The following is a 20,237-nucleotide window of genomic DNA, read 5'->3' on the forward strand; positions in this document are numbered from 1 at the left end:
ATGGGCAATAAGCATTCTTCCAACATTAACGTGTTGCATATCGAATTGGGTAGGCATTTATACGGTGGTGCGAAGCAAGTAACTTATCTTATAGATGCGCTAGATAAAGACAGTAGGTTTACTCAACATCTTGTTTGTGCCGCTAATAGCGAAATCAGTAATTACAATTTTGACCGCTGTAAAACTTTTTCTATTGGCTACAAAGGCGATGCCGACCTAATAGGCTTTAAGCGTTTGCTTGATGTTGTAAAGCGTATTAAGCCCGGCGTAATTCACGTACATAGTCGACGTGGCGCTGATGTCTGGGGCGCACTGGCAGCAAAATTCACTGGAATACCGGCAATATGTACCCGCCGTGTAGACAATACTGAAAGTAAATTCGCTCGCTTTAAATATCGAGAGTACCAAGCTGTAATAAGCATATCGGAGGGTGTACGAAAAATTGTCTCAAAGCATTGCGAAAAAGTAAAATACCAAGAAGTTATTCACTCTGCCGTCGACCAGGAAGAATACGCACAGCCGGCTAACCAGCAGTGGTTAAAGAATAAGTATAATATTCCACAGCACCATTTCGTTATCGCTAATTTTGCACAATATATCCCCCGAAAAGGGCAAGCTGATTTAATACTCGCTATGCGTGAACTAACAGCGCAATTTAATAACTTAACGTGCCTGCTTTTTGGTAAGGGCTCTCAAGAAGAACACTATAAGTCGTTAATCGACAGGTATAATCTGCACAGTAATGTAAAGCTGTGTGGGTTTACTAATGAAGTCGCTAGCATTTTGCCTAATATAGACGCGCTGGTTCACCCCGCTTACGCCGAAGGCCTTGGCGTTATACTTCTTCAAGCAGGGATAAGCAAATGTGCTGTTGTATCAACCCCCGTTGGCGGAATACCGGAAATTGTAAAACATCAGGAAACGGGTTTAATGGTTGAGCCTGGGGATGTTAGCAGTATTGTGGAAGCAGTAACTTTATTACTCACGAAACCTGATAAAAATAAAGCATTAGCTAGCGCACTTCACAAGCATGTGAAAACGCACTTCAGTATAGAGAATATGGCAAAAGAGTACACAGTACTTTATAACCAAATTACTAATGCGTGAGTGACATGAAGCATGACTATTTATTGAATATAAATTAGGCACTATTGTATCGATAAAACCGCGTCTTTTTCCTGTGTGTTTTAGCGGTCAAGAAAAACAAAAAAGCCGCTCGAAAGCGGCTTTTTTAAGACTTTGAAAAAAGTTAGCGATTAAACGCCAGCTTTCTCAACAACGTCAACTAGCATCCAAGATTTGTTCTTAGATAGCGGGCGACATTCACGTACTGTTACTACGTCACCTTGGTTGCACACGTTGTTTTCGTCGTGGGCGTGAAGCTTAGTAGAGCGCTTGATGAACTTCCCGTAGATTGGGTGCTTAACAAAACGTTCAACTACAACAGTGATGGTTTTATCCATCTTGTTGCTAACCACACGACCTTGTACTGTACGAATTTTTTGCTCAGTCATTACGCATCAGCCTTTTGAGTCAGAATGGTTTTAACACGCGCGATGTTACGACGTACTTTTCTCAACTGATCAGTTTTTTCAAGCTGACCTGTTGTGTGCTGCATGCGTAGGTTGAACTGTTCGCGTAGCAGGTTAATCAACTCTGCGTTCAGCTCTTCTACGCTTTTGTCTTTCAGTTCAGTCGCTTTCATTACATCACCGTCCGAGTTACAAAGGTTGTTTTAAATGGCAGTTTAGCCGCTGCCAATTCAAACGCTTCGCGTGCAAGATTTTCAGGAACACCTTCCATCTCGTAAAGAACACGACCAGGCTGAATTTGGCATACCCAGTACTCAACGTTACCTTTACCTTTACCTTGACGCACTTCAAGAGGCTTCTCAGTAATTGGCTTGTCAGGAAAAACTCGAATCCAAATTTTACCTTGACGCTTAACGTGACGAGTCATAGCACGACGCGCTGCTTCGATTTGGCGCGCAGTCATTCGACCACGGCCAACTGCTTTAAGGCCGTAAGTACCAAAGGCAACAGTGCTACCCGCTGCGAAGCCGCGGTTGCGGCCTTTGTGCATCTTACGGAACTTCATGCGTTTTGGTTGTAACATGATTAGCCCTCTCGCTTAGCGTTGCGGCCTTTCTTCTTAGGTTGAGCAGCTGGTGCTTGCTCTTGAGTTGTAGGTAGACCACCTAGAACTTCACCTTTGAAGATCCATACTTTAACGCCGATGATACCGTAAGTAGTTGACGCTTCAGAGGTTGCGTAATCGATGTCCGCACGGAAAGTGTGCAGAGGAACGCGACCTTCACGGTACCATTCAGAACGTGCAATCTCTGCACCGCCCAAACGGCCGCTAACTTCAACTTTAATACCTTTCGCGCCTAGACGCATTGCGTTTTGAACAGCGCGCTTCATAGCACGACGGAACATAACACGACGCTCTAGCTGGCTAGAGATGCTGTCAGCTACTAGCTGACCATCTAGCTCTGGCTTACGTACTTCAGCGATGTTGATCTGAGCTGGCACACCGGCTAGCTTAGATACGTAGTTACGCAACTTCTCTACGTCTTCACCTTTCTTACCGATTACTACGCCTGGACGAGCAGTGTGAATAGTCACACGGATGCTCTTAGCAGGACGCTCGATCACGATTTTAGAAAGTGAAGCGTTCTTAAGTTGTTTAGTCAGATACTGACGTACCTGATGATCGTTATACAGGTTGTCTGCATAGTCTGCAGTATTAGCGTACCAGGTAGATGTCCATGGTTTGCTGATACCCAGGCGTATACCTGTAGGATGTACCTTCTGTCCCATTATCTACTCCTAGTTATCCGCTACAACCACAGTGATGTGACTGCTGCGCTTAAAGATACGATCAGCACGGCCTTTAGCACGTGGCTTGATACGTTTCATAGTTGGACCTTCGTCAACGAAAACCTTGGCAACGACTAGCTCGTCGATATCCGCGCCTTCGTTGTGCTCTGCGTTAGCAATCGCAGATTCCAAAACTTTCTTTACTAGCGCTGCGCTTTTCTTCGGGCTGTACGCAAGAACTTCTAAAGCTTTCTCAACGTGTAAACCGCGAATTTGATCCGCAACCAAGCGTGCCTTTTGAGCCGACGTGCGGGCAAAACGGTGTTTAGCTAATGCTTCCATCTTCCTACCCCTTAACGTTTAGCTTTCTTATCCGCGACATGGCCGCGGTAAGTACGCGTTGGCGCAAATTCGCCCAACTTGTGGCCGACCATTTCGTCACTAATAATGACAGGTACATGTTGTCGACCGTTATGGACCGCAATGGTCAACCCAATCATATCTGGGATGATCATAGAACGACGAGACCAAGTTTTGATTGGTTTACGTTCGTTCTTTTCCACTGCAGCCTCTACCTTCTTCAGCAAGTGAAGGTCAATAAAAGGACCTTTCTTGAGAGAACGTGGCATGGTGAATCCTCGCTATTACTTGTTACGACGACGTACGATAAGTTTATCAGTACGCTTGTTGCTTCGGGTTTTCTTACCTTTGGTAGGAACACCCCAAGGAGTTACTGGGTGACGACCGCCTGATGTACGACCTTCACCACCACCGTGTGGGTGATCAACCGGGTTCATGGCAACACCACGAACGGTAGGACGAATACCACGCCAGCGTGTAGCACCAGCTTTACCTAGTGAACGAAGCATGTGTTCTGCATTACCAACTTCACCAATGGTGGCGCGGCAATCAGAAAGAACTTTACGCATTTCGCCAGAGCGTAGACGTAGGGTAACGTAGTTTCCGTCACGTGCTAGGATCTGAGCGTAAGCACCAGCAGAACGTGCGATTTGAGCACCCTTGCCAGGCTTCATTTCAATTGCGTGTACAACAGTACCTACAGGGATGTTACGCATAGGTAGCGTGTTACCAGACTTGATCGGAGCGCCCGAACCAGACTGGATTGCATCACCTGCTTTCATACCCTTTGGAGCCAGAATGTAACGACGTTCACCGTCTGCGTACAATACTAGTGCAATGTTTGCAGAACGGTTTGGATCGTATTCTAAACGCTCAACTTTGGCTGGAATGCCGTCTTTGTTGCGTTTAAAGTCGATTACACGGTAGTGTTGCTTATGACCACCACCAATGTGACGAGTGGTAATACGACCATTGTTGTTACGACCGCCAGATTTGCTGTTCTTTTCAAGCAAAGGTGCGTACGGTGCACCTTTGTGCAGGTCAGGATTTACGACCTGAACAACGTGACGACGACCGGCAGAAGTTGGCTTAGCTTTCAATAATGGCATTTCTAATCCCCTTCTTACTCAGCACCACCGACAAAGTCGATGTCCTGACCTTCTTTAAGAACCACGTAGGCCTTTTTCCAGTCGCTGCGCTTACCGAAAGACATGCCGTGACGCTTGGTTTTACCCTTAACGTTCACAGTACGAACACCTTCAACTTCAACTTCAAACAGTTTTTCAACTGCAGCTTTGATTTCAGCTTTGTTCGCGTCTTTAGCTACTTTAAATACAACTGTGTTGTTCGCTTCAGCAGCCATTGTAGACTTTTCTGAAACGTGAGGTGCTACTAGCACCTTCAGTAGACGTTCTTCTTTCATGCTAACGCCTCCTCAAGTTGTTTAACCGCATCAGCAGTAATTAGCACTTTTTCAAATGCAATCAAGCTCACTGGGTCGATGCCTGCTACATCACGTACGTCAACTTTGTACAAGTTGCGTGCCGCAAGGAACAAGTTCTCATCAACTTCTGGAGTAACGATTAGAACATCATTTAGTTCATATTCGTTAAGTGCAGAAATAAGAGCTTTAGTCTTAGGTGCGTCAACACCGAACTTCTCTACAACAACCAAACGGTCTTGACGGATTAGTTCAGACAGGATGCTCTTAAGTGCACCGCGATACATTTTCTTGTTAACTTTTTGGTCAAAGTCACGAGGCTTTGCTGCGAAAGCACGGCCACCGCCAACCCAAATTGGGCTACGGATTGTACCAGCACGAGCGCGGCCAGTACCTTTTTGACGCCATGGCTTCTTACCGCCACCACGAACTTCAGCGCGAGTTTTCTGCGCTTTTGTACCCTGACGAGCGCCTGCACCGTAAGCTACAACTACCTGGTGTACCAGGGCTTCGTTGAATTCACGTCCAAAGGTCGCTTCGGATACTTCAAGAGCGCTTTGCGCGTCTTTCAATGTTAATTCCATCAGTTCACTCCCCAGACGTTACGCTTTAACAGCTGGCTTTACGATTACATCGTTGCCAGTTGCGCCAGGTACGGCACCTTTAACTAGGATAAGGCCGTTCTCTACGTCAACACGTACAACTTCCAAAGACTGAGTAGTCACTTGCTTGTTACCAAGCTGACCAGCCATTTTCTTGCCTTTGAATACTTTACCTGGTGATTGGTTTTGACCAATTGAACCAGGTGCGCGGTGTGACAAAGAGTTACCGTGTGTCATACGCTGTGAACTGAAGTTCCAGCGTTTGATAGCACCTTGGAAACCTTTACCTTTTGATGTACCAGTTACATCAATCTTTTTAGTGTCGTTAAAGATTTCAACAGTGATTTCACTGCCTACTTCAATATCGGCACCTTCGTTTTCTTCTAGGCGGAATTCTACTAGAGTGCGTCCAGCTTCAACACCAGCTTTAGCAAAGTGACCTGCTTCAGCTTTGTTGATGCGGTTAGCTTTCTTAGTTCCAGCAGTAACCTGAAGAGCGCGATAACCGTCAGTTTCCTCAGTACGAAGCTGAGTAACGCGGTTTGGGGTCGCTTCAATAACAGTCACAGGGATAGACGTACCATCTTCAGTGAAGATGCGAGTCATACCCACTTTACGACCGACTAGACCAATCGCCATTGTTATAACCCTCTCTTATTAGCCCAGGCTGATTTGAACATCAACGCCAGCAGCCAAGTCCAAACGCATCAACGCGTCAACTGTTTTATCAGTTGGCTCGATGATGTCTACCAAACGCTTGTGAGTACGGATTTCATATTGATCACGCGCGTCTTTGTTAACGTGCGGAGAAATCAGAACTGTATAGCGTTCTTTGCGAGTAGGTAGAGGAATAGGACCACTTACCTGAGCACCAGTGCGTTTCGCAGTTTCAACGATTTCAGCCGTAGACTGATCGATCAACTTGTGATCAAACGCTTTCAAACGAATGCGAATTCTTTGATTTGGCATCGATTAAGCTCCAATCGAAAGAACAAAAAAATTCACCTTTTCTCTTCCATTAATTTCGGAAAGAAAAGATGTGCGTAAACCGATGGTTCCCTATCGGAACCCTGTTCTTTTTTCTAGCACGCCAGCAACAGGCTAATCAGTAATGATAAATCCGTCACTTCGGCAACCACCCTAAAAACAGTGAGGTTGCGGCTAAAAACTTCATACCCTAATTGGGCAGTGGGCGCGAATTATACAGAAAGCAGAGGGCAATGCAAGTGGCAGTTTGCTTTTTATACACATATTTTTACGCTATAACAGTGTATGTAACTGTCTATAAGTAGTATTGTTGCTTTCGTGGTAACAGTATATCTTGATACCCTAGCAAAATATGCTTATAGCGCCACAAGCGTAAAGGAATGGGCGCCAACATTATTAGTAGTGAGAATATGGAAGTAGTAAATAACCAGCAAACATTTGCACAAATAAAACGCATCTTAAATAACCACTCTACGTTGTTAGATGCCTACAGCCTATTAGAACCTATGATACTGGGCTTGTTTGACGCCACTCGCATGAGTATTTTTCAACGTCGTCGTCAACATCAAGACTTGGTCGCCAGATTCAAAACAGGGAAAGAAACCCTGGAAATAAAAGTACCGATAAGCCCCATGTCTATTGCTGGCTACGTTGCGCTTTCCCAAAAGCCTGTGGTCATTGATGATCCGTACAGCCCTACGCTACTTCAAAGCATCCATCCTCGTCTTCGCTTTGCCGACAAGTTCGATAAAGACAATGACTTTAGAACACAAAACATCCTCTGCGTACCGATAATGAACGCAGGGGTGTTAATGGGTGTCATTCAAATCATCAACAAGGCAAGCGGCGGGTTTACCGAAGAGGACCTCAAGCGCGGGAATGCATTGGCGCTTATTCTCGGTGATAAATTCAGATTTGAATTAGGCGGCACTAATAACCCGTTTGACCTTTTAGTTCACAAAAGCTTGCTAGAAGAAGCGACCCTCGCCGACATACAAACGACAACTCCGGATATACGCGCCTTGGTTCAGCGGTTAATATCTGAACATCGCATATCGGAAGATGAAATAGGTAACTCTCTTTCAATTCACTATCAAGTGCCGTTCATTTCTTACTTGCCAGAAAAATATCACAGGTTTGAAAACGAAAGTCGCTTAAACGTTTCTTATCTTAAGCGAAACTACGTGGCAGTTATTGCCGATGCCCACGACAAGCCCATTGTTCTGATGGCTGAACCAAACAATGCCGCGCTTCTAATGGAAATTGAAAGTGCAATGGGCATAGATAGCTACGAAATCGCGGTAAGCTTACCCAACCTTATTCTTCAATATTTAGGGGAGAATAGCGGTGGCGGCGGCCCTGGTGAAATGAGCGATATTCTCGATGAAATTGGCTCATCCACCGATGACAATGAAGATCATATTGATGAGCTTTCAGATGACGCGCCGGCTGTTGTCCGTTTGGTAAGTCGTATACTTCACGACGCTAAACGTTTAAATGCCTCAGATATTCATATAGACCCTGAAAAGAATGCCCCTACTCGTGTTCGTATGCGCGTAGATGGCGTATGCCGCGATATGAACCAAGTACCTCACTCGCACCATAATGCGGTGATTGCGCGTATTAAAATCATGTCAAATCTTAATATTGCGGAAAAGCGCGTACCTCAGGATGGTAAACTCGCGTTTAGAATGAACGGTAAGCTTGTCGAAGTGCGTGTAGCTACCATTCCCACCGTTGCCGGTGAAGGTGTAGTAATGCGTATTTTGGCCTCCGGTGGCGCAATGCCTATCGACAAAATGAATTTGGCCCCTACCAACCGCACAAGGTTGGAAGAAATGATTAAAAAGCCACACGGCATTTTACTTGTTGTAGGTCCTACAGGTTCAGGTAAAACGACCACTCTTCACGCGATATTGGGATATTTGAACACGCCAGAAAAGAAGATTTGGACGGCTGAGGATCCGGTTGAAATTACCCAGCCTGGTCTGCAACAAGTTCAGGTAAGCCCTAAAATCGGCTTTAACTTTGCCGCGGCACTACGAGCGTTCTTGCGTGCAGACCCAGATATCATTCTTATTGGTGAGATGCGTGATAAGGAAACCGCTCATGCGGGTATTGAAGCGTCATTAACTGGTCACTTAGTACTTTCAACGCTCCATACTAACTCCGCACCAGAAACCATCACCCGTTTACTTGACTTAGGTCTTGATCCGGTAAACTTCTCTGATGCATGTGTGGGCATATTGGCCCAAAGACTAATTAGAACCCTGTGCGGGAACTGTAAAGAGAAGTATGTTGCAGGCGAGAAAGATATGGCGTTTATTGAACGACAATACGGCCAAGAACATCTGTCAGAGCTTAAACTCCAAACGCCGTTAGAGCTCTACAGGGCCAAAGGCTGCGACGAGTGCGGGAATACGGGCTATAAAGGTAGGACAGGTGTACACGAATTATTGGGTATGACGCCAGAGCTTCGCTCAATGGTGTATAAAGAAGCCAGCGTTGCCGATATGAAATCTCAGGCTGCTGCTGATGGCATGCGCACCCTTGTACAAGATGCCATTTTCAAAGTGCTAAAAGGAGACACCGACCTAGCACAAGTGCAAATTATAGGAGGAGAATAATGGCGTTTCTTTAAACGCTGTAACTATAAATCTTACAAAACTGTACTTTCAAGCGGTTCACTTGCACCTTAAAGTACCGTATAAATACATAAAAAAAGGAAGGGATACCAAATGAAAAAACTTATTACCTTAGTTCTAACTATTTCATGTTTGACGTTTTCGGCTTCTACACTAGCCCAGGTTAAAACAAAGAATCACATCTGGAAATCAGAATACTTATCAACTTTAGAGTTAGGCCTTCATGCCTTGAAAGCTGAAAAATACGATAAGGCTATGGAAAAGCTGACTGCTTCAGCAAAAATGGGAAATAAAGAAGGTCAATATTATTTGGCACAGATGTACTTCCAAGGATGGGGCACACCAGTAAATTACGAAGAAGGTTGGTTATGGTTGAGCGTAGCTATGGAGCAGAAAACGGCTGAGTGGAATCGTTCATACCGACAAATTAAAGACGCGCTCCCTGACGACTACATAACCGCTTTGAAACCTTACGTAGACGAATACATTTCACTGTATGGCGCAAAAGCGCAAGATTTACGATGTGAAAAGCGTGCCGCTATTGGCTCTAATATTAAAGAAATTATTTGCGAAAAACGTTATTACTAGTTCTAAAAAATAAGCGACCCTTTTAAAGGGTCGCTTAGTCTTGGGTTCATTGTTAGAAACCTGTAATGCTACTTCTTCAAATACTCTCTAATGACGTAATGGAGAATGCCACCATTTTCGAAGTAAGTGAACTCGTTAGAGGTGTCAATTCTAATATCCATCATGAAGGATTTACTTTCTCCTTCGTCAGTAACCACATTTACTTCTACCTCTGATTGCCCACGCTCTACTGCGCCAATTGAAAAAGTTTCATTGCCTCTCAAATCTAGAGCACTAGCACTTTCACCCGGCTTAAATTGAAGTGGAAGAATACCCATTCCTATTAGGTTAGAACGGTGAATACGCTCATAGCTTTCCGCTAGCACGGCCTTCACGCCCATAAGAGACGGGCCTTTAGCTGCCCAGTCTCGACTGGAACCAGTACCGTACTCCTTACCACCAATGACAACTGCCGGAACACCATCATCTTTATAGCGCATCGCAGCATGAAAAATAGACATGCTATCACCACTTGGGAAATGGGTTGTTGCACTGCCTCGTGTACCCGGCGCCAATTGGTTTTGAAGACGAACGTTCGCAAACGTACCTCTCATCATAACCTCGTGGTTACCACGACGAGAACCGTATGAATTGAAGTCTTTAGGCTCAACGCCTTGAGCCTGTAAATACTCTCCAGCAGGACTATCGTTAGCAATGGCACCTGCTGGTGAAATGTGATCGGTTGTAATTGAGTCGCCAACTTTTACTAGGCATCGTGCATTTTCGATTACGGTCAGGGCTTCTGGCTCTTTACCCATGACCTCAAAGAAAGGTGGATGTTTAATGTAAGTCGACTCTGGCCAGTCATAAACTGATGTCTTGCTTACTTCTAATTCATTCCACTCGCCGGCGCCTTTAAACACATCCGCATATTTTTCTTTAAATAGGTCGCCTGTTACGTTTTCAGCAATATATTGCTGAATCTCATCTTCAGAAGGCCAAATATCTTTCAGGTAAACAGGTGAACCATCGCTTGCTTGGCCCAGTGGCTCTTTGGTGATATCTACATTCATGTTCCCCGCTAACGCATACGCTACTACGAGCGGTGGCGATGCAAGGTAATTTGCAGCTACGTCGGGGTGAATGCGACCTTCAAAATTACGGTTACCTGATAGCACAGATGTAACCGTGAGTTTAGCTTTTCTGATAGCATCAGTAATTGCGTCAGGCAAAGGCCCAGAGTTGCCGATACAGGTTGTACAGCCATAACCCACTAAGTTAAATCCAAGGGATTCTAACGGGTCCATAAGGCCAGCATCTTCTAAATACTGAGTAACAACCTGAGAGCCAGGTGCCAATGAAGTTTTAACCCACGGTTTACGGGTCAACCCTTTTTCCGCTGCTTTTTTAGCAAGTAGCCCTGCCCCAACAAGCACAGAGGGATTCGATGTATTAGTACAACTGGTTATAGCAGCAATGACGATAGCGCCATCTTCTAAATTAAACTTGTTACCTCTGAATTCAACAAAGGAGTCATGACCCTCATCTACATCATCACTGGTGCCCAGCCCAGCTTCGGCAATTAAATCGGTTTCTTCATCTAGTACTTTTACATCAATTTGTGAACGATGCCATTCATTGAATGCTTCTGCGGCTTTATCAAGCGCTATCCGATCTTGTGGGCGCTTAGGCCCAGCAAGTGATGGCACTACTTCGCCCAAATCTAGTTCAAGTGTTTCATGGTACTGAGCATCTTTTGAATGGTCATCATGCCATAGGTGACTAAATTTAGCGTATTCTTCAACAAGGGCTATCTGGTCTTCATCTCGACCTGTAAGTCGCAGGTAATCTAGCGCCACGTCGTCTATTGGAAAAATACCGCACGTTGCACCATATTCTGGTGCCATGTTTGCAATTGTTGCTCGATCTGCTGTGGTTAAGTGTTTAAGGCCCGGGCCGTAAAACTCTACGAATTTCCCGACAACTCCGTGTCCACGCAACTGCTGAGTGATAGTAAGCACCATGTCTGTAGCAGTGACGCCAGCAGGTAATTTACCTGACAATCTAAAGCCTACGACTTTCGGCAGTAACATAGTAACGGGTTGCCCAAGCATTGCCGCTTCTGCTTCAATACCACCTACACCCCAGCCAAGTACGCCAAGGCCATTAATCATTGTAGTATGAGAATCGGTACCCACGAGTGTATCCGGATAAACCAATGTCTCACCATCTTGTTCTTTGGTGAACGCACAACGAGCTAAATATTCTAAGTTAACTTGATGTACGATACCGCGACCTGGAGGGACAACTTTAAAGTTATCAAAGCTAGACTGTCCCCACTTTAGAAATTGATAACGCTCTTTATTGCGCTCAATCTCTATATCGGTATTCTTTTCTAGTGCATTCTCTTCAGCGAAATGATCAACCATCACAGAGTGGTCAATGACCAGCTCTACCGGGTTCAAAGGATTAATTGCTTGCGCGTCGCCTCCCAAGCGATTAACTGCATCACGCATAGCAGCTAAATCGACTATGGCAGGAACGCCGGTAAAGTCCTGAAGAATAACCCGCGCAGGAACAAATGATACTTCGTGATCAGCGTGGTTTTCAGTATCCCACTTAGCTACTTCCTCAATATCACTGCTTGAAACAAACTCTTTATCTTCATGTCGAATTAGGTTCTCGAGGAGAATTTTGATACAAAAAGGTAGCCGGTCGAGCGCATACTGTTTACCTATACTATCAAAATTGACCGCCTTGAAGTTCTTACCGTCTACTTCAAGCTGCGAAAAAGACTTATATGTCATACGCTCTCATCCTTCTTTGCCTGTTCGTGAATGTTGTCTGCGTTTCAAATTTACCATCGTAAGAAACGAGCGACGTGTTTAATCCGTCGCGTTATTTTCAAGTTTGTACGGCCTAAACATGAAAAAAAGTTCACCTACCATTAGTTATTGGTATCACCTCTTTTTCGTTTCAACTTATGCTTTTAAAAAGGTGAACGGATAAAGCGTTTCATGTCAGCAATAGACTACGAGTTAAAATAGTTAGCTATTGTGAGCAAATAGAAGCTTTGGTCTGTACTGAAGCGGAAACCTTTATTAAGAATGAAATGTCAGACAGCCCACCAATTTACAATTATGTAACATTTTTATTTTCTTATAATCTTGCAAGCGTTATGCTTAGTACCACGCTAAACGCCTAATGCCTTAATATATGCTCAGAAAATCCTTGAAGGGCGAGCGCCGACAAAAAGCAATAACAACAATAAAGACGTTATCATGACCCATCCCCTTATTAAGAAATACAACCTTGAACCTCATCCTGAGGGAGGTTTTTATCGTCAGGTTTTCCGTTCAGAAAATCAGACTACTTCGTTTGTTCATAGTGCCAGTCGTCCAGCACTCACCCATATCTATTTTCTGTTGCTTAAGGGGCAAGTCAGTCGCTTTCATCGCGTTTTGCACGATGAGGTATGGAATCACTACGAAGGGGCTCCCTTACAGCTATTCCAAATTCAACAACAACAGTTATGGGAACGCCGTATAGGTGGTGGCAATAACGATTATGTTGAGGTAGTTGAAGCGGGTAATTTTCAAGCGGCTGCAACTATGGGGGATTACTCACTTGTAGGTTGCACAGTTGCGCCAGGGTTTGATTTTAAAGATTTTAGCTTTATTGAAGAACCATCAATGAAAGAATGGATAAAAGTGGCCCACCCAGACCTTACACGGTTTATCTAATAAATCTCTTATTTTGACAGCAAACACACGTCTTACCTGCGATTTTATGAGTGCATAAACTGGATTTTTTAGCGCCAATCAAGGATGATGACAACAGATTTTAAATATACGTCTGAACGTCCAACTTCTGGAATTATCTCAGACTACTTCACTTTAACGCCGCAGGTAACCCAACTATGTATAAATTGGTACTTATTCGTCATGGAGAAAGTCAGTGGAACTTAGAAAACCGTTTCACGGGCTGGCACGACGTTGACTTGACCGACACTGGTGTAGCACAAGCAAAGACCGCAGGTCAGCTTCTTAAAGATGCTGGATTTACATTTGACCAGGCATATACGTCTGTACTTCTTCGCGCAATCAAAACGCTTAATATTGCCCTTGAAGAAATGGGTCAACACTATCTTCCAGTTGAGCGCCATTGGCGTTTGAACGAGCGTCACTACGGTGCATTGACCGGTCTAGACAAAGCGGAAACGGCTGCTAAGCACGGCGAAGAGCAAGTGAAAATCTGGCGTCGTAGCTTCGACATTCCACCTCCGGCAGTTGAAGACGACAGTGAACATTTCCCAGGTCACGACCCACGTTATAATAATGTAGATGCTGATATTCTACCACGTGGTGAAAGTCTGAAACTTACTATCGAACGTGTATTACCTTACTGGCATGACGTTATTCGCCCAGACATCCAAGCTGGTAAGCGTGTCATTATAGCGGCCCATGGCAACAGCCTTCGCGCGCTTGTTAAGTATTTAGATGGTATGTCAGACGAAGAAGTATTAGGTCTTAACATCCCTACAGGTGTGCCACTAGTTTACGAACTAGATGAAAACCTTAAGCCAATCTCTAAAGAGTATCTTGGCGATGCGGATGCAATTAAAGCAATGATGGATGCAGTTGCTAAACAAGGCCAAGCGAAATAAGCGAGCGCCTTAGTAAATGCGAAAAAGCCTGCGTTAGCAGGCTTTTTTATGGATGTTATACTAGTTTGGCACTTTGACTAGCCAGTTGTGGGTATCTTCGGCTTTACCCCATTGGATATCATTTAACGCCTGTCTAAGTTTCATTGTCACCGGGCCAGCTTCGCCGCTTCCAACCTGATACTCTTTGTCGTTATGAATAAAAGTACCCACTGGCGTAAGCACAGCCGCTGTACCAGACAGCGCAGCTTCTGTATTTGGTTTTGCAGAGCGTTCTAGTAACTCTTCAACTGTAATATCACGCTCACTTACTTTCATGCCGTGATCTTTGGCAATTTGAAGAACGGTTGCACGGGTTACTCCGTGTAAGAAGCTAGCGTCCAACCCTTTCGTAATGATCTCGTCTCCGTCAATAAGTAAGAAGTTAGCTGCACCTGTTTCCTGAACGTCACCGTTGGGACAAAACAAGATTTGATCAGCTTGCACTTCTGCGCGGGCTTTGAGAATAGGTGGTAACGCACTGGCATAATTACCGCCACTTTTTACCATTCCCATATGCGATGCACAGCGCATCCCTGTTTCGTCTAGTAACAAGCGAAGCGGCTTTGCTCCGCCCGCAAAATAATCACCGACTGGAGACAATAATACGTATAGCATCGAATCTGCAGACGGTGCAGCTGCTTTTCCAATAGACGCTTCTGTACCGATATGAGTAGGACGAATATACATAGAACCAGGAGGCTCTGGAACCTCAGAGGCATACTTTGCTACAATATCGATGATCATCTTTTCAACTTGCGCTTTATCTATTTCTGGCAAATTTAAAAGACGGCTACTTTGAGCAAAACGCTCAATGTTTTTATCCATTCTAAAAATATTGATGCTGCCATCTTCGTGCTTAAATGCTTTTAAACCTTCAAAGCACGTACTTGAGTAATGAAGCACGTGTGCGCCAGGATGAAGTGAAATACTGTCTGCACTGACAAATTCGGTGTCAGTCCATTTATCGTTGACAAAGGTAGCAAGTGCCATTTGTGGCATGAATACTGTACCGAATACGGCCATTAGTTCGTCCTATTTACTTCGACTAAAATGATATTCGCAAGAGTTTACCAAAAAACCTCCACATTGCTAAAAGTAAGTCGATTCTATTAAGGCTTTTATCGAATAAGAATGTCTAGAAATACTGACAACACCCCATATCCGCCGCTATTGCTCTTTTAGTGCTTTATCAAGCAGCAACTCTATTCGTTTAACACTTTCAACTAACGCCTTCATATCGCTGTTTTCATAATTTCTGTGTTCCGGCATTTCGCTATTACCCGTTAGTAACTTATCTTTTTGCGCAAGGATAGTTTCTCTAAATATATCAGCATCATTGATACCAATTAGCGAGACTAAGGCACCTTGCGCAGACTGCCCTGCTGTTTCAAATGAAAGTCTATATAAGTTAAACACTCGCATTAATGGCCCTTGCACCATAGCAACATCCGTTATCTTTTCTAACGGGATAGATTTCTCTTCTTTTTGAAACACGCCCCGTTTCACGACGAGTTTTCGCTCTGTCACTGTTGCAGACATAGCAGCCAATATTCTGCTACTTATTAGAAAGAACAAAGGGATAGATATGATCAAAAAAGGTATACCGACTACAGTAATCGTAGACAATAACAATAAATTTATAAGCCAGTAAATTTTTACCGCCGGGTTAAAGGTGGCATTTATAATTATCTTTTCAGACATAAGCAGTTCCCTCTTATAGCCTATTAAAGCGTCTAGCTAATCAATGTATGAAATGACTTACCGCTAATACACCAATAGCAAGTTAGCTAGACTAAATTTGAGATTTCTTACAATACCCTTTTCAAGGTTGAAATGCCTAACATTCTGTAATGTAGGCTTTAAAATCATTTGTAAGATATTACTACGCGTAAACGCTTAACGCTTACTGGTAAGCGGTTCTTGATGAAATAAATGATGGAAGCATATTGATAAAAACCCTCGTTAGGCGAGTTTAATCGTGTAAAATCGTTCCCCCCTTTAAATAAAGGGGTCTGAGTTATCCCCACAAATAATATAGCGATATCAGTGTGATAAAAAATAACAATGGGGTCAGAGTACATTTTTTCGTTTGAATAAAAACGAGAGTATATTTCTTTGAATTTTCTGTACTGGAGATAAGGTTATAACCGCGCTCTGATCTTGATAGTACTAAAGTACTCTGACCCCATTTTTGAGTGTTTGCTGGGGGAGGAATGGGTGAATGTACTCTGATCCCATTACTTTTTCAGGTGCAGAAAGCAAAAAACCCGCCGTTAGGCGGGTTCTTCTTAATGGGACCTGGCAGTGTCCTACTCTCACATGGGGAAACCCCACACTACCATCGGCGCTAATACGTTTCACTTCTGAGTTCGGAATGGAGTCAGGTGGTACCGTATCGCTATGGCTGCCAGGAAAAACTGGTAACAATCTAGAAAACTGGATATTAATTCAATCAGTGAGTAACTACTTTTCACTCTACTTGCTTTAGCTTGTCTACAACACTCAAAAGCCTAAAGCTTTTTGGGCGTTGTATGGTTAAGCCTCTCGGGCAATTAGTACAGGTTAGCTTAACGCCTTACAACGCTTCCACACCCTGCCTATCAACGTCATCGTCTATAACAACCCTTCCAGAACTTAAAGTTCAGGGATGACTCATCTTTGGGCCGGCTTCCCGCTTAGATGCTTTCAGCGGTTATCCGTTCCGAACATAGCTACCGGGCAATGCCATTGGCATGACAACCCGAACACCAGCGGTTCGTCCACTCCGGTCCTCTCGTACTAGGAGCAGCTCCCATCAATCATCCAACGCCCACACCAGATAGGGACCGAACTGTCTCACGACGTTCTAAACCCAGCTCGCGTACCACTTTAAATGGCGAACAGCCATACCCTTGGGACCGACTTCAGCCCCAGGATGTGATGAGCCGACATCGAGGTGCCAAACACCGCCGTCGATATGAACTCTTGGGCGGTATCAGCCTGTTATCCCCGGAGTACCTTTTATCCGTTGAGCGATGGCCCTTCCATACAGAACCACCGGATCACTATGACCTACTTTCGTACCTGCTCGACGTGTCTGTCTCGCAGTTAAGCTAGCTTATGCCATTGCACTAACCTCACGATGTCCGACCGTGATTAGCTAACCTTCGTGCTCCTCCGTTACTATTTGGGAGGAGACCGCCCCAGTCAAACTACCCACCAGACACTGTCCACAATCCCGATAAGGGACCTATGTTAGAACATCAAACATACAAGGGTGGTATTTCAAGGACGGCTCCACACAATCTAGCGACTGTGCTTCAAAGCCTCCCACCTATCCTACACATGTAGGTTCAATGTTCAGTGCCAAGCTGTAGTAAAGGTTCACGGGGTCTTTCCGTCTAGGTGCGGGTACACAGCATCTTCACTGCGATTTCAATTTCACTGAGTCTCGGGTGGAGACAGCGTGGCCATGGTTACACCATTCGTGCAGGTCGGAACTTACCCGACAAGGAATTTCGCTACCTTAGGACCGTTATAGTTACGGCCGCCGTTTACCGGGGCTTCGATCAAGAGCTTCGTCCGAAAACTAACCCCATCAATTAACCTTCCGGCACCGGGCAGGTGTCACACCCTATACGTCCTCTTACGAGTTTGCAGAGTGCTGTGTTTTTAATAAACAGTCCCAGCCACCTGGTCACTGCGGCCTCCATTTGCTTACCACGCGAAGTGTTCACAAACAGAGGCGTACCTTCTCCCGAAGTTACGGTACAATTTTGCCGAGTTCCTTCACCCGAGTTCTCTCAAGCGCCTTAGTATTCTCTACCTGACCACCTGTGTCGGTTTGGGGTACGGTTCATATAATCATAAGTTTAGAAGCTTTTCCTGGAAGCAGGGCATCAACAACTTCACTCCCTTGGGAGCTCGTCTCGCGTCTCAGCTTTAAGAATCCGGATTTACCTAAATTCTCGGCCTACTCGCTTTCACTTGGACAACCAACGCCAAGCTTGCCTAGCCTTCTCCGTCCCTCCATCACTGATTATATAAGTACGGAAATATTAATCCGTTTCCCATCGACTACGCATTTCTGCCTCGCCTTAGGGGCCGACTTACCCTGCCCTGATTAGCATGGGACAGGAAACCTTGGTCTTCCGGCGTGGGAGTTTTTCACTCCCATTATCGTTACTCATGTCAGCATTCGCACTTGTGATATGTCCAGCAAGCTTTACAACTCACCTTCATCCACTTACACAACGCTCCCCTACCCAGCATAGTAAACTATGCTGCCGCAGCTTCGGTATATTGCTTAGCCCCGTTACATCTTCCGCGCAGGCCGACTCGACTAGTGAGCTATTACGCTTTCTTTAAAGGGTGGCTGCTTCTAAGCCAACCTCCTAGCTGTCTATGCCTTCCCACATCGTTTCCCACTTAGCAATATTTTGGGACCTTAGCTGGCGGTCTGGGTTGTTTCCCTCTCCACGACGGACGTTAGCACCCGCCGTGTGTCTCCCGGATAGTTCTCATTGGTATTCGGAGTTTGCAAAGGGTTGGTAAGTCGGGATGACCCCCTAGCCTTAACAGTGCTCTACCCCCAATGGAATTCGTCCGAGGCTCTACCTAAATAGATTTCGGGGAGAACCAGCTATCTCCCGGTTTGATTGGCCTTTCACCCCCAGCCACAAGTCATCCCCTGACTTTTCAACGTCAGTGGGTTCGGTCCTCCAGTTGATGTTACTCAACCTTCAACCTGCTCATGGCTAGATCACCGGGTTTCGGGTCTATACCTAGCAACTAAACGCGCAGTTAACACTCGCTTTCGCTACGGCTCCGCTATTCGCTTAACCTTGCTACTAAATATAAGTCGCTGACCCATTATACAAAAGGTACGCAGTCACCCCGAAGGGCTCCCACTGCTTGTACGTATACGGTTTCAGGTTCTATTTCACTCCCCTCACAGGGGTTCTTTTCGCCTTTCCCTCACGGTACTGGTTCACTATCGGTCAGTTAGGAGTATTTAGCCTTGGAGGATGGTCCCCCCATATTCAGTCAAGATAACACGTGTCCCGACCTACTCGATTTCACTGTAAAGATTGCGTCGTGTACAGGGCTATCACCTTGTATCGCTCCTCTTCCCAAAGGATTCCACTACATTCAATACAGCTTAAGGGCTGTTCCCCGTTCGCTCGCCGCTACTAGGGGAATCTCAATTGATTTCTTTTCCTAAGGGTACTTAGATGTTTCAGTTCCCCTCGTTCGCCTCGTTACACTATGTATTCATGTAACGATACCTGTAAACAGGTGGGTTTCCCCATTCGGACATCTGTGGCTCAAATGCATTTTGTCGGCTCACCACAGCTTTTCGCAGACTTACACGTCCTTCATCGCCTCTAACTGCCAAGGCATCCACCGTATACGCTTCGTCACCTAACCATACAACCCCAAACAGCCTTTTGACTTCTGCTTAAGTTATGTCGCATGAATGACAAGCTAATCGGAAGAATTGCCTTGCTATCTTTTTGCTAATCGGCTTGCCGATTGGCACGCTTTTCAGCGCTTTTAGATAACAAGCAATTCAGTCAAGTAGAGTAAAAAGTACGTCTTTCGACTTCTCAGTTACTCAATTTTGATTGATTACTATTAATATCAGCTTTCCAAATTGTTAAAGAACATTCGCAAAATGACGAGTCATTTCACTTTAGAGTAAAAAACCCTAATCAATGCTTACTGAAACAGTAAATATTCATTAGGATTTAGGGTCCAACGTGACACATAAAATCGGTTTCCACTTTAGCCTTTGACTACCGCTAACTTTAGCGAGTAGAAAAACCGTCAGGAAGGTTCCCTTCCGGTTAAGCGGCTTTTTCACGACCACTTGCAAAGCAAGTGCAGGTGAATGGTAGGCTTGGGCAGACTTGAACTGCCGACCTCACCCTTATCAGGGGTGCGCTCTAACCAGCTGAGCTACAAGCCTTCAGTACTTCGCTTATGCAAGCTCAGTGTCAAGTAGATGGTGGAGCTAAGCAGGATCGAACTGCTGACCTCCTGAATGCAAATCAGGCGCTCTCCCAGCTGAGCTATAGCCCCATAAACTTGTGTCGTTCTTCATTTTTAAACAAGACTATCTGTGTA

Annotated in this window: 19 protein-coding genes, 2 tRNA genes and 2 rRNA genes; 5 read left to right on the top strand and 18 right to left on the bottom strand. The window is 45.0% G+C overall.

Annotated elements, in window-relative coordinates; genetic code table 11:
• Positions 1–1,107, top strand: coding sequence for a glycosyltransferase family 4 protein (locus D1814_RS05850; RefSeq protein ID WP_118490522.1), 1,107 nt, complete (start codon positions 1–3; stop codon positions 1,105–1,107).
• Positions 1,108–1,256: 149 nt separating this feature from the next.
• Here the strand turns inward: D1814_RS05850 and rpsQ are convergent, their stop codons facing one another.
• From rpsQ to rpsJ, 11 genes are read right to left on the bottom strand one after another with little or no spacing between them, the layout of a single operon-like run.
• Complete coding sequence (rpsQ, locus tag D1814_RS05855; protein ID WP_012516966.1) at positions 1,257–1,514, bottom strand: 30S ribosomal protein S17; 258 nt, start codon at positions 1,512–1,514, stop codon at positions 1,257–1,259.
• Entirely contained in the window at positions 1,514–1,705 is a 192-nt protein-coding gene (gene rpmC / locus D1814_RS05860) for a 50S ribosomal protein L29 (protein ID WP_012516965.1), read from the bottom strand. The genes rpsQ and rpmC overlap by 1 nt, the downstream gene beginning before the upstream one ends.
• The gene (rplP, locus tag D1814_RS05865; protein ID WP_012516964.1) at positions 1,705–2,115 is read right to left on the bottom strand and encodes a 50S ribosomal protein L16; all 411 of its coding nucleotides are present in this window, start codon (positions 2,113–2,115) and stop codon (positions 1,705–1,707) included. Before rplP ends, rpmC begins: the two co-directional genes overlap by 1 nt.
• A 2-nt stretch (positions 2,116–2,117) precedes the next feature.
• The gene (rpsC, locus tag D1814_RS05870) at positions 2,118–2,822 is read right to left on the bottom strand and encodes a 30S ribosomal protein S3 (protein WP_014947978.1); all 705 of its coding nucleotides are present in this window, start codon (positions 2,820–2,822) and stop codon (positions 2,118–2,120) included.
• A 9-nt stretch (positions 2,823–2,831) separates the two neighbouring features.
• On the bottom strand, positions 2,832–3,164 hold the full coding sequence (gene rplV, locus D1814_RS05875; RefSeq protein ID WP_012516962.1) for a 50S ribosomal protein L22: 333 nt from the start codon (positions 3,162–3,164) through the stop codon (positions 2,832–2,834).
• A gap of 11 nt (positions 3,165–3,175) precedes the next feature.
• A complete protein-coding gene (gene rpsS / locus D1814_RS05880) occupies positions 3,176–3,451 on the bottom strand; it encodes a 30S ribosomal protein S19 (protein WP_012516961.1) in 276 nt (91 codons plus the stop codon).
• A 15-nt stretch (positions 3,452–3,466) separates the two neighbouring features.
• Positions 3,467–4,291, bottom strand: coding sequence for a 50S ribosomal protein L2 (gene rplB, locus D1814_RS05885; RefSeq protein ID WP_012516960.1), 825 nt, complete (start codon positions 4,289–4,291; stop codon positions 3,467–3,469).
• A gap of 14 nt (positions 4,292–4,305) precedes the next feature.
• Positions 4,306–4,605 (bottom strand): 50S ribosomal protein L23, encoded by a 300-nt coding sequence (gene rplW / locus D1814_RS05890; protein ID WP_012516959.1) that lies wholly within the window; start codon positions 4,603–4,605, stop codon positions 4,306–4,308.
• The gene (gene rplD, locus D1814_RS05895; RefSeq protein ID WP_118490523.1) at positions 4,602–5,207 is read right to left on the bottom strand and encodes a 50S ribosomal protein L4; all 606 of its coding nucleotides are present in this window, start codon (positions 5,205–5,207) and stop codon (positions 4,602–4,604) included. Before rplD ends, rplW begins: the two co-directional genes overlap by 4 nt.
• A gap of 18 nt (positions 5,208–5,225) precedes the next feature.
• A complete protein-coding gene (rplC, locus tag D1814_RS05900; protein ID WP_014947975.1) occupies positions 5,226–5,864 on the bottom strand; it encodes a 50S ribosomal protein L3 in 639 nt (212 codons plus the stop codon).
• 18 nt (positions 5,865–5,882) lie between these two features.
• Positions 5,883–6,194, bottom strand: coding sequence for a 30S ribosomal protein S10 (gene rpsJ, locus D1814_RS05905; protein ID WP_010179497.1), 312 nt, complete (start codon positions 6,192–6,194; stop codon positions 5,883–5,885).
• 428 nt (positions 6,195–6,622) lie between these two features.
• Here rpsJ and D1814_RS05910 point away from each other — a divergent pair, with 428 nt between their 5' ends.
• Together D1814_RS05910 and D1814_RS05915 are read left to right on the top strand one after the other, a co-directional pair.
• A complete protein-coding gene (locus tag D1814_RS05910; protein ID WP_118495323.1) occupies positions 6,623–8,839 on the top strand; it encodes a GspE/PulE family protein in 2,217 nt (738 codons plus the stop codon).
• A 111-nt stretch (positions 8,840–8,950) separates the two neighbouring features.
• Entirely contained in the window at positions 8,951–9,445 is a 495-nt protein-coding gene (locus tag D1814_RS05915; RefSeq protein ID WP_025256852.1) for a sel1 repeat family protein, read from the top strand.
• A gap of 68 nt (positions 9,446–9,513) precedes the next feature.
• On the opposite strand, the gene acnA is transcribed toward D1814_RS05915, so the two are convergent.
• On the bottom strand, positions 9,514–12,231 hold the full coding sequence (gene acnA / locus D1814_RS05920; RefSeq protein WP_118490524.1) for an aconitate hydratase AcnA: 2,718 nt from the start codon (positions 12,229–12,231) through the stop codon (positions 9,514–9,516).
• 474 nt (positions 12,232–12,705) lie between these two features.
• Between acnA and D1814_RS05925 the strand changes: the two genes are divergently transcribed.
• A complete protein-coding gene (locus D1814_RS05925; protein WP_118490525.1) occupies positions 12,706–13,167 on the top strand; it encodes a cupin domain-containing protein in 462 nt (153 codons plus the stop codon).
• 176 nt (positions 13,168–13,343) lie between these two features.
• Positions 13,344–14,090 carry a 2,3-diphosphoglycerate-dependent phosphoglycerate mutase gene (gpmA, locus tag D1814_RS05930; RefSeq protein WP_012516952.1) on the top strand — a complete coding sequence of 249 codons (747 nt, stop codon included), beginning with the start codon at positions 13,344–13,346 and terminating at the stop codon, positions 14,088–14,090.
• Positions 14,091–14,150: 60 nt separating this feature from the next.
• On the opposite strand, the gene D1814_RS05935 is transcribed toward gpmA, so the two are convergent.
• The 6 genes from D1814_RS05935 to D1814_RS05965 all read right to left on the bottom strand — a co-directional run bounded on the left by D1814_RS05935 (position 14,151) and on the right by D1814_RS05965 (position 20,192).
• Entirely contained in the window at positions 14,151–15,152 is a 1,002-nt protein-coding gene (locus D1814_RS05935) for a branched-chain amino acid aminotransferase (RefSeq protein WP_118490526.1), read from the bottom strand.
• 144 nt (positions 15,153–15,296) lie between these two features.
• Positions 15,297–15,830, bottom strand: a complete 534-nt coding sequence (locus D1814_RS05940; protein ID WP_118490527.1) for a PH domain-containing protein — start codon at positions 15,828–15,830, stop codon at positions 15,297–15,299.
• A gap of 595 nt (positions 15,831–16,425) precedes the next feature.
• Positions 16,426–16,541 (bottom strand): 5S ribosomal RNA (rrf, locus tag D1814_RS05950).
• A gap of 119 nt (positions 16,542–16,660) precedes the next feature.
• Positions 16,661–19,538, bottom strand: a 23S ribosomal RNA gene (locus tag D1814_RS05955).
• Positions 19,539–20,002: 464 nt separating this feature from the next.
• Positions 20,003–20,079 (bottom strand) — tRNA-Ile (locus D1814_RS05960).
• Positions 20,080–20,116: 37 nt separating this feature from the next.
• Positions 20,117–20,192 (bottom strand) — tRNA-Ala (locus tag D1814_RS05965).
• Positions 20,193–20,237 lie beyond the last annotated feature (45 nt).

Origin of the sequence: Alteromonas sp. BL110 (assembly GCF_003443615.1) — a bacterium.
Classification (GTDB): Bacteria; Pseudomonadota; Gammaproteobacteria; order Enterobacterales; family Alteromonadaceae; genus Alteromonas.